At 57.1% G+C, this 9448-nt stretch carries 8 protein-coding genes; 3 read left to right on the forward strand and 5 right to left on the reverse strand.

Translation table 11 applies throughout. The features are described from left to right. Positions 1-726: 726 nt before the first annotated feature. Both B7G66_RS15180 and B7G66_RS15185 read right to left on the reverse strand, forming a co-directional pair. Positions 727-1782: an NAD(P)-dependent alcohol dehydrogenase gene (locus B7G66_RS15180; protein ID WP_040512616.1), complete on the reverse strand. Its 1056-nt coding sequence runs from the start codon at positions 1780-1782 to the stop codon at positions 727-729. Between the two features lie 233 nt (positions 1783-2015). Further along, the gene (locus B7G66_RS15185) at positions 2016-2687 is read right to left on the reverse strand and encodes a hypothetical protein (RefSeq protein WP_003621396.1); all 672 of its coding nucleotides are present in this window, start codon (positions 2685-2687) and stop codon (positions 2016-2018) included. A 1006-nt stretch (positions 2688-3693) separates the two neighbouring features. Between B7G66_RS15185 and B7G66_RS15190 the strand changes: the two genes are divergently transcribed. Together B7G66_RS15190 and B7G66_RS15195 are read left to right on the forward strand one after the other, a co-directional pair. Beyond that, positions 3694-3882 carry a hypothetical protein gene (locus tag B7G66_RS15190; protein ID WP_003621397.1) on the forward strand — a complete coding sequence of 63 codons (189 nt, stop codon included), beginning with the start codon at positions 3694-3696 and terminating at the stop codon, positions 3880-3882. Further along, positions 3873-5555, forward strand: a complete 1683-nt coding sequence (locus B7G66_RS15195; protein ID WP_040510981.1) for a SulP family inorganic anion transporter — start codon at positions 3873-3875, stop codon at positions 5553-5555. The genes B7G66_RS15190 and B7G66_RS15195 overlap by 10 nt, the downstream gene beginning before the upstream one ends. 109 nt (positions 5556-5664) lie before the next feature. Here the strand turns inward: B7G66_RS15195 and aroA are convergent, their stop codons facing one another. After that, complete coding sequence (gene aroA, locus B7G66_RS15200; RefSeq protein WP_237700313.1) at positions 5665-6963, reverse strand: 3-phosphoshikimate 1-carboxyvinyltransferase; 1299 nt, start codon at positions 6961-6963, stop codon at positions 5665-5667. 516 nt (positions 6964-7479) lie between these two features. On the opposite strand from aroA, the gene B7G66_RS15210 reads away from it, so the two are divergent. Next, a complete protein-coding gene (locus tag B7G66_RS15210; protein WP_003621401.1) occupies positions 7480-7911 on the forward strand; it encodes an Rrf2 family transcriptional regulator in 432 nt (143 codons plus the stop codon). A gap of 67 nt (positions 7912-7978) precedes the next feature. Here B7G66_RS15210 and B7G66_RS15215 read toward each other — a convergent pair whose 3' ends face one another. After that, the gene (locus B7G66_RS15215; RefSeq protein ID WP_003621402.1) at positions 7979-9136 is read right to left on the reverse strand and encodes an SMP-30/gluconolactonase/LRE family protein; all 1158 of its coding nucleotides are present in this window, start codon (positions 9134-9136) and stop codon (positions 7979-7981) included. Between the two features lie 121 nt (positions 9137-9257). After that, positions 9258-9448, reverse strand: a 191-nt coding sequence (locus B7G66_RS18495; protein ID WP_206778208.1) for a hypothetical protein, incomplete at its 5' end; no start/stop codon positions are given.

The following is a 9448-nucleotide window of genomic DNA, read 5'->3' on the forward strand; positions in this document are numbered from 1 at the left end:
GAAAAAGCTTCACCAAAAACCTTTATAATTTCAGGATGTTATTGCGCCTGACGATTTCAAATAGGCTTTTTTGGAAAATATATTATATTTTTGATGACATCAAAATATAGGCGTAATTTCCGACGAATATTAATAAAATATAATGAAGTTCAATGAGTGTTTAATTTTTCATAAATGTCACCATTACACCTTTATGATGTCATGTCACTTGACGACAGTAACAGGTTGTCTGGAAAGGGAGGGGCATTGATCCACTGAATAATAAAAGTCCTTGGCAGGGATTTTTCAAAAACTTTTATTATTCAGTGGAGTATGGGTACAAAATTTTAATCGGCGGAATGGTCGGCCTGTGCGCGCAACTGTTGCGCCGCGTGTTGAAATATGTTGCCTCGTTCGGCGAAATCGATGCGCGCTCATGGGGTATAGGTGGCCTGTGTGTGCGTGACAGCATGTTCAAGCTCGTCGGTGCGCAGGGCGGCACAAGTTGCGACCAGTTCGTTGATATAGGGGTTTATCGTTTTGTAAGCCATGGTGTGCCTCCCTTGATAAAGGGGAGCGAGCATCCATCTGCGTGACATCGACGCGGTTATGGCAACCGCATGACGCCCGTTGCGGAACTTGCGTGCCCCTATCCAACATATGGGGTGGCCAATGTTCGGTCGGGGAGGTTTTTTATAGGGCCATGATGGGGGCACCATTCTGATGCCCCCGATATTGCATCAGGGATCAGGCGGTTGCCGGCATGCTGGCCATATCAATGACAAAACGGTATTTCACGTCGGAACGTAACATACGGGTATAGGCGTCCTCGATCTGGTCCATGCGGATCATCTCAATTTCGGCGGTGATGTTGTGTTCACCACAGAAATCCAGCATTTCCTGCGTTTCGGGAATGCCACCAATCAGCGACCCACTGAAACTGCGCCGCTTCATCAGCAGGCTGAACACCGAAACCGGTAACGGCGTTTCCGGCGCGCCAACCTGCACCAGCGTGCCGTCACGCCTGAGCAGTTCAAGATAGGCATTGATGTCATGATTGGCGGCGACGGCATCAAGGATGAAATCAAACCGCCCATGTTCGCGGGCCATGGCGTCGGGGTCCTTTGACAGCACGACTTCATGCGCGCCAAGGCGCAGGCCATCGGCAACCTTGTCGGCGGAAGTGGTGAACAGGACCACTTCCGCGCCAAAGGCACGGGCGAATTTCACCCCCATATGACCCAGCCCGCCCAACCCGACGATGCCAACCCGCTGTCCCGGTCCCACCTTCCAGTGGCGCAGCGGGGAATAGGTCGTGATCCCCGCGCACAGCAGGGGGGCGACGGCCGCGGGATCAAGTTTTTCAGGGACTTTCAGGACGAAGGCCTGGTCCACCACAATGGCGCGTGAATACCCGCCAAAGGTGATGCCGCGTCCCTGCCGGTCTTCGCCATTATATGTGGGAACAAAGCCCTGTTCGCAATATTGTTCGAACCCGTCACGACAGCTTTTGCAGTCACGGCAGGAATCGACCATGCAGCCCACCCCCACGAGGTCACCGGTGTGAAAGCGTGTGACCGATGCCCCCACCCGTGCCACGCGCCCCACGATTTCGTGTCCGGGGACGCAGGGAAAGATGGTGTTGTGCCATTCGTCACGTGCCTGGTGCAGGTCGGAATGACAGACGCCGCAATACAGGATGTCGATCTGTACATCATCGGGGCCGGGATCGCGGCGGTCCAGCGTGATGGGGCCAAGGCGCGCGTCGGCGGCTGTGGCGGCGTATCCGGTGCATGAAAACATGAAATGCCCTTTGTGCCTGATGGGGGGATGAATACCTGGTGACAGCATATCGTGGGGTGGAAGTGTGCGCGACCCCGTAACGTGATTGCACGAAAGCGTGAAAACAGCCTCGGGGCCGCGATGGGTGGGCACGCGACGGGTGGCACGCGGCAGGTGGCATGTGGCGGATGTCGTGGGGCAGGGATTTTCCCACCCCACGATATGATGGCACGGCAGGCCCTGTGCAGGGGGCGTTATTTTTTCTTGTAATCCTTTGCATGAATGCTTGGGATAATTGAAAAATGCAGCGACGATTGTTCCTCTGCCGTCCAGTCCGTCAGGTGTGATTCCGGCATGTTCAGGCCCGTACTCTGTGGCACGTCCTTTATCTTCGGGTTTTTGTTCAGGACGACGTTTTTCTTGATAATGCCATCTTCTGGTTTAAGCTCAATTGCAGCCCACGTGCTGTATATATCGGAAATATTTGTGCTTCCGGCATAATGATTGTTGATGAACAATGGTGAGGACGCGATATGATGCTGCATGGCCATGAAAATAAGCCATTTACCCGCAGGCAGGTCGGGAAAGGTGAACACACATCCTTGCTGATAAGGTGCTATCCTGCCGAATTCCTGTGAGTGTTTGTCAACGCTGGACTTAAACCGCCAGGGGGAATCAATGACCCTGATCCATTCGCGATAATATGGTGTATCTGGTGCCAGGACTGCATTTCTGGCCAATGCATCGCAGCTTATTTCCTTATGGTGCGCATCCAGCATGTAACCATGCAGGACCAGTGTCGTGTCACCGGTTTTGTTCGTCCATGCCGCATCTTGCGGGTTGAATTTCACCTTGAAGCTTTCACATCCCTGAAGAGAAAAAACAGCCGCCATGCATGCGAGCAGCAGTGAAGTATTTTTAAGCATTCTGAATTTTTATCCCTGAAATAACTTTATTCAGGGGGTATTTATCACTTCGTTTCAATATATCACGTCTTCTTTGCCTGCCTGTGCATCAGTCCGGCATGGTATCTTTGGGATGTGCGTGTGATTGCCGGCCCTATCGTATATGTTTGTGCCCTGCCTTTGTCAGGCATCGTTCCATCATGGGGATGGGGCGAGGTTTGTTTTTAAAGATTGATATAAAATTCTTTTTTCGAAAAATATTTATAATAATATGTATTTATCAAATTTACCGGATGCAGGTTCTATATCCTTGGTGAATATTGAACTCGTTATTGGTGCGGGGCGAAGCCGATCCCTGTCGTGCGCATATGTTCTGGGTTTCTGATGTCATACCTGAACGAAATTTTGGAAATAATTGGTGGGAGCAGGTCAAAAATATGTCGATAGGAATATTTGTTGTATATTTTAGGAATGTTTTATGCCGCCATATCGTCATGTCATGTGGCGTATCAACGTAAATCAGGGGCGTCCGGGATCAAGCATTGCTAATGAGGATGTTTGAAAGAATAAATCTGATAAAATCATGAAATAATAAAAGTTTTTGGTGAAGATTTTTTCAAAAAGCTTCGAAAGCCGTCGCCTTTTCGATTGAAAGGTAACAAAAAATATTTTTCCATTGTTTATCAAAGGTTTATTTTCAAACGATCCCTAATATGATGTTTAAAAAGACAGGATAAATAACATCCTGAAATTATAAAGATTTTTGGTGATTATTTTCCTGAAAAACTTCAGAAGATACCGAATTTATGAAAAACGTCGGCACCAAAATTTTTCGTAATTTTTATCAAAACTTGATTTGAAATAATCTCTAACAGGGTCGTTTTCTGAAAACGAGACGTTTTTTCAATATTTCTGGCGAAAGCATCTCCCAAAAACGATATTTTCAGGATCTGGGGTGAGTTCTTTTGCGGGCATCACGTTCTTTCAAAAATGAATGCCTGATATCCTTTCAAGAAATATGTGAGGTATGTCCATTCATGAGGGATATGCCCGGCCTGTCGGGATGTTGCCACACGATGGCCGCGCCGTCGGCGCTGGTGGCGTATCCCGTGCATTTTACGATATGATCGGGGATTCCTGCCACGACATTGTGGTGTGGGACGACGTTGGGATGCGGGCGGCTGGATTGCGGGCGATGGTGGTATCATGGATGTAAAAACAGGCCCCTTGGGGGGGATGCCGCCCCGACCGGGATGGCATGCGCGCCTGCGTGACGTTATCGCGGGAATATCGCTTGCGTCGATGAACATCCCGCAGGTCCTTGGCTATACCCGTATTGCCGCCATGCCGGCGGTGACAGGGCTGTATACGGTGTTGCTGCCGCTGGTGGCGTTTGCGTGTTTTGGTTCGTCACGACATCTGGTGGTCGCCGCAGATTCCGCCACCGCTGCCATCTTCTCCAGTGCGCTGGGCCGCATGGCCCCACCGGGCAGCCCGCATTACATGGCGCTTGTCAGCATGGTCGCGTTGCTCAGCGCGGGATTCTTGCTGGTTGCGCGTCTGTTCCGCCTTGGCTTCCTGGCTGATTTCCTGTCACGCACCGTGCTGGTGGGATTTATGGCCGGGGTGGGGATCCAGGTTGCACTTGCGATGACGCGCGACATGCTGGGCATTGTAACCACCGCGCATAATCCGCTTTTGCAAATATTCCAGACATTGATGCATGTGCCCCGGGCCAGTCTGCCGACGATGGCGTTATCGGGCTGTGTCGTGGGGCTTATCATGGCGGGCGACAGGCTGGCGCCGCGTGCGCCGCTGGCGCTTGTGACGGTGGTGGGGTCGATCATCGCCAGCATGATGTTCGACCTGTCGCATCATGGGATAGAGACGCTTGGCCCGATCGAACGTGGCCTGCCACGCTTGCGCCTGCCCGATGTGTCATGGAACGACATGCTGGCGCTGTTGCCTGTCGCCACATCGTGCGTGTTTGTCATCATTGCGCAAAGTGCGGCGACATCGCGTGCTTTTGCCATGCGTTTTCACGATCCGGTTGACGATAACGCGGATATCCTTGGCCTGTGTGCGGCCAATGCCGTGGCGGGGCTAAGTGGTACATTCACCGTCAATGGCAGCCCGACCCAGACCGCGATGGCCGCGCGCGCGGGGGCACGTACACAGCTTGCGCAACTGACATTCGCCGCCGTGACGGCGGTGGTGCTGGTGTTCCTGACGGGGCCGCTGCGGTACCTGCCGCGTTGCGTGCTGGGTTCCATCGTCTTTACGGTGGCGGTGGGGATGATTGACCTGCGCGCCATCCGTGCCATCCGGCGTGAAAGTCCGGGCGAATGTGGGCTTGCGCTGATGACGGCGGCGGCGGTGGTCGGGATCGGGGTGGAACAGGGGATCTTCCTTGCCATTGCGCTGTCACTGTTTCGCCATGTGCGTCACAGTTATGAACCCCACACCATGATCCTGTGCCATGATCCGCATTCGGGTCTTTTGGAACCGCGCGCTGTTGCCGCCGGGGTGCGGACATCGCCGGGGCTGGTGGTCTATCGGTTCTGTGCGGACCTGTTTTATGCCAATTCCGCGCGATTTGTCGGGGATGTGCGGATGATGGTGGAGGGGACGCCGGTGCCGCTGTCATGTCTGGTGGTGGATGCCAGCGCCATTACGGATATCGACTTTTCCGCTGCCAGTGACCTGCGTGACCTGTTCACTGCCCTGCGCACGCGTGGTGTAAGCGTGATCTTTGGCAGGGTCAGTCCCTATCTGCGGGCCGATATGGATCGCCACCGGATAACCCCGGTGGTGGGCCTTTCCAATATCCATATGCAACTGCATACCGCCGTCGCCGCAGCCGAAGCGATCATCAAACAGGAAAAGTAATGGTTCCCAAAGGGCGTCGCCCTTTGGTGGGGGATCGGGGGCAAAGCCCCTGAAAGTCCGGCATCCGCCCCCACCGCAGGTTACATCGGGACAAACCCCTGTCTTGTCATCAGCCGGGGCTGATGCTTACCCCAAGTGCCCTTAGCGTATCCCAGTAAGCGGGGAACGTCTTGCCCACGCAGCCGGGATTGAGGATCGAAAGCCCCGGGATTTTCAGTGCCGCCAGGGCGAAGGACATGGCAATGCGATGATCGTCATATGTTTCGATCCGCACGTCCTTTGCGGTGTTGGCGGGGTCGGGATGCGGAAAGACCAGAAGGTCGTCGCCTGCCTCACGCGCATAGGCGGGATTGATGCGCTGCATCTGGGTGGCGAGCGCATGCGTGCGGTCGCATTCCTTGACGCGCAGGTTCTCGATCCCGACAAAGCGCACCGGCGTTTCATTGAACATGGCCATGACCGCAAGGGTGGGGATCGCATCTTGCATCTGCGATCCGTCGATTACGGCGGGCATGTGGGGAAAGGATTGGATCACGTGCCACGCGGCGGCATCGGGCTGTGTGAAATCGCCAATGGGGAAACCGATGTCGATTTCCCCGCCCGACAGGGCCTGCGCCGCCCACAGGTAGGTTGCGGCGGAGGCATCGGGTTCGATGCGCAAATCGGTTGCGGTATATCCGCCCGGTGCGACCGTCCATGACGCGTCGTCGCCGGATGTGACGCTGGCGCCAAAGGCGCGCATCGCCGCGATGGTCAGCCCGATATAGCCATGTGCCCCGATATGCGGTCCGGACAGGCTGATGCGCACGGGGGTGCGGCTGCATGCCGCCATCATCAGCAGCGCGGAGACATACTGGCTCGACAGGCTGGCGTCGATTTCCACTTCCCCCCCCGACAGCAGACCGGTGCCGTGGATGGTGACGGGGGGGCAACCGCTTGGCGCGCTGGCGTCAATGCCCAGCGCACGCAGCGCAGTCACCAGCGGGGCGATGGGGCGGCGCGCCATGTTGGCGTCGCCCCCCACGACCACCGTACCGCGCACCAGCGCGCTTGCCGCCGTAAGGAAGCGTACCGCCGTGCCCGCATTGCCCAGGAACAGCGGGGCCTGTGGCGCGTGCAGCGTTCCGTCTGAACGCACGACAAAGCTGGTTGCGTCGGGTTGTTCCACGCTGATGCCCATCTGTTGCAGGGCCTGCGCCATGTACAGGGTGTCGTCGCTTTTCAGGGCACCGGTCAATTGCGACGTGCCGCGCGCCAGTCCCGCCAGCAGCAGGACGCGATTGGTCACGGATTTCGACCCCGGCAGGACCACGCGCCCCTTCAGCGGTGCGGTGATGGGCTCGATGCTCAGGCAGGGAGGGGGCGCGTTCATGAAAAGTCCGTTTTCCGTCATGATGGGGCGGGCCATGCCAGCGCCCTCCCCGCCGTCGCGGCGGCAGGGGATGGGGAGGGATGGTCCTTTTTCGTCTGGATCTGGCGATATCCGTGCTGCGGTCATATCACCGCGTGGCGCGTTTTACCAAGGCCCGTCGCCACGTACGGGCGTGATACGGATCGCCGCGTTCCCGCACGGTGGCATGGCCGGGGGACATCCGCGCAGGGATCGTGGCGCATGCGAAAGAAAGCGGTGCATCCCGGTCGATAGGCCCCCCGCAGCGTCCGTCATGCAGCGTCCGTCACGTGGATATTACAAAATGCGCGAAGCCGGACGGACGGGCATGAGGATGTGTGTGTCCCTGCCCGAATCCTGCCAGGTTATGGCGGTAAAGTCCTGTTCTGTGGATCTGGCGGCAGGGACGCGGATGGATCGGCGCGGTTATAAGAGACTGGTCTAATGTGTTGTCTGTTGGCGGATTTTATATAAATAGTGCCCTTGCGACATGGCGTCGCAGGCTCAGTCATTGCGTGCGAGATGCAAAATTAGATGCAGCTTTCCTTACACACAGACCATGCAGTGAAATTCCTGATCTGCATGACGCAATCCGGCATGCCTGCATGTGTTCAGGAGATATCGGGCAGGTGCGGCCTGTCCACGCGTGAGGTCGCAGGCGTCCTGCAGGACCTGCACCATTGTGGCCTGATTGAACATGCCACCACAGGCGAAGGTTTCCTGCGCCTGCGCAAGGATCCCGCGCGTGTCCGTATCGGGGACGTCATCCGCAGTATCGAGGCCGTACGCCCCATGACCCCGAAAGAGGGCGCGTTTGCGCCGATGTTCGATATGGCGCATGCGGCCTTCGTCGATGCGCTGAACGATTATTCCCTGTCGGATCTTGCCACCCTGTCCGGGGGGGAGGCCACGGGCGCCGGTTTTGTCACTGGCCTGCATGGCGTTTCCGTTCTGGTGCCGGGATAAAGCACCATATTCCTGACCCGTGGGTGACGCCCGGACGCGTTTATGGGGTGGTGATATCCCGCCGGCCCTATCGCACGGGACGGAGGTGCAGGTCCATGCGATAGATCGTGACAGGCAGTTCCAGATGCGACCGGCCATCGCGTTCGAACGTGGCCGTCCGGTTCAGTTGCACGGCAGGAATCCACAACGCGCCGTCATGGGCGATCCACATGGCATCAGCCCAGACCAGCCGCCTGTCCGCCACCAGCGTCGAAACCTGCCCCGTGGGCGTGATGCGCAGGACCCGCAACAGGTTGGTGTCCGAAACATACAGGTTGCCATCCCCGTCAATGGCTGTCCCCCCGGTGGTGGGGGTGTCATGGAACAGGCGTACCTGCTTTTCCAGCGCGGCGGGCGACAGATGTGCATCCTCCAGCGCGGCGGTGGGGACGACCCACATCGGGCCTGAACTCGGCTGGAAATAAAGCCTGGTCCCATCGGGGGAGACCTCAAGCTGGTCCGCATGGACGCGCGCGGGCCTGCCGTTGCTGATCAGAAGCTGTCCTTCGGCATACATCGGGCGTTCGTCGGTGGTGGAACGTGCATGTTCCAGCACCCGCCGTTGTTGCCCGGTCTTCATGTCCACCACCACAAGCCCCGGATCGCCCGCATCCGTCAGGAACAGGGTTGTACCGTGGAAGCGCAGGTCGTCGATATAGGTATGGGGCGTACTGGCGGCGGCAAGGCTGATGGTGCGGACGACCTGCCCGGTGGTGATGTCGATCACCACCAGCTTGGCCTTTGCCCCGGTGGGGGGATTGGGGGCGCCGCCGACATTGGCCTCCCCTGAATCCACGACCCATAATTTCCCGTCGGGACCAAAGCGGATCGCATTGACGCGCACGAACGCATGGTCATTGTCATGCGACGTGGCCCAGTCGTTCCATTTCGCATCGGGATAGGGGTGGGCCGTGCCGTCGGGGGAAAGTTCGGCCACCGTCGGCCCGGGCGTATCGCCCCCGCCCCAGTAAGGGAAGGAGACAAATACCCGCCCGTCATCGGATACGGCCACCGCGTTCATGACCCGTTGGGATGTATAGGCGACCTTCAGTGCGGGGGATTCGGTGCGTGTCGGGGTGGCGGCCCCGCCCTGCGTGACGCCCGCGCCAAGACAGAGCGCAAGGCCAAGCAGCAGGGGCGGCAGGACGCCGCGATGGCCGGTGGTGCGGGGACGGAACGGGCGCATGCGGTTTCCTCGGGCAATGACGGGAGGGGATGTGAAATCATCCTATCATTCCGTACCGGATGTGCGCATCACGCCATGGTGAGGGGGGATACCAGACGGCTGTTGCAACAGCCTGCCCGGTCTATGCCGCCAACAAGACGGCAAAGCCTTGGCCAGGGCTTTGGGGGCAACTGCGCCCGTCAGGAACCTGGCTGTGTTTAATCAGGATCTTTAAGAGAGTGTTTGAAAACAACGCATTGATAGAAAACAAGAAAAGTCTTTGGGTGCGGCCTTTCGATCGAAAAAGGCGGCGTCTTCTGAAGCTTTTTGGAA

The sequence above is a fragment of the Novacetimonas hansenii JCM 7643 genome, from assembly GCF_000964405.1.
Classification (GTDB): domain Bacteria; phylum Pseudomonadota; class Alphaproteobacteria; order Acetobacterales; family Acetobacteraceae; genus Novacetimonas; species Novacetimonas hansenii.

What these genes read in the sequence shown, in the direction of transcription:
- B7G66_RS15180 (WP_040512616.1), bottom strand. Translation starts at nt 1,782, where the DNA reads ATGTTTTCATGCACCGGATACGCCGCCACAGCCGCCGACGCGCGCCTT.
- B7G66_RS15185 (WP_003621396.1), bottom strand. Translation starts at nt 2,687, where the DNA reads ATGCTTAAAAATACTTCACTGCTGCTCGCATGCATGGCGGCTGTTTTT.
- B7G66_RS15190 (WP_003621397.1), top strand. Translation starts at nt 3,694, where the DNA reads ATGTCCATTCATGAGGGATATGCCCGGCCTGTCGGGATGTTGCCACAC.
- B7G66_RS15195 (WP_040510981.1), top strand. Translation starts at nt 3,873, where the DNA reads ATGGATGTAAAAACAGGCCCCTTGGGGGGGATGCCGCCCCGACCGGGA.
- aroA (WP_237700313.1), bottom strand. Translation starts at nt 6,963, where the DNA reads ATGGCCCGCCCCATCATGACGGAAAACGGACTTTTCATGAACGCGCCC.
- B7G66_RS15210 (WP_003621401.1), top strand. Translation starts at nt 7,480, where the DNA reads ATGCAGCTTTCCTTACACACAGACCATGCAGTGAAATTCCTGATCTGC.
- B7G66_RS15215 (WP_003621402.1), bottom strand. Translation starts at nt 9,136, where the DNA reads ATGCGCCCGTTCCGTCCCCGCACCACCGGCCATCGCGGCGTCCTGCCG.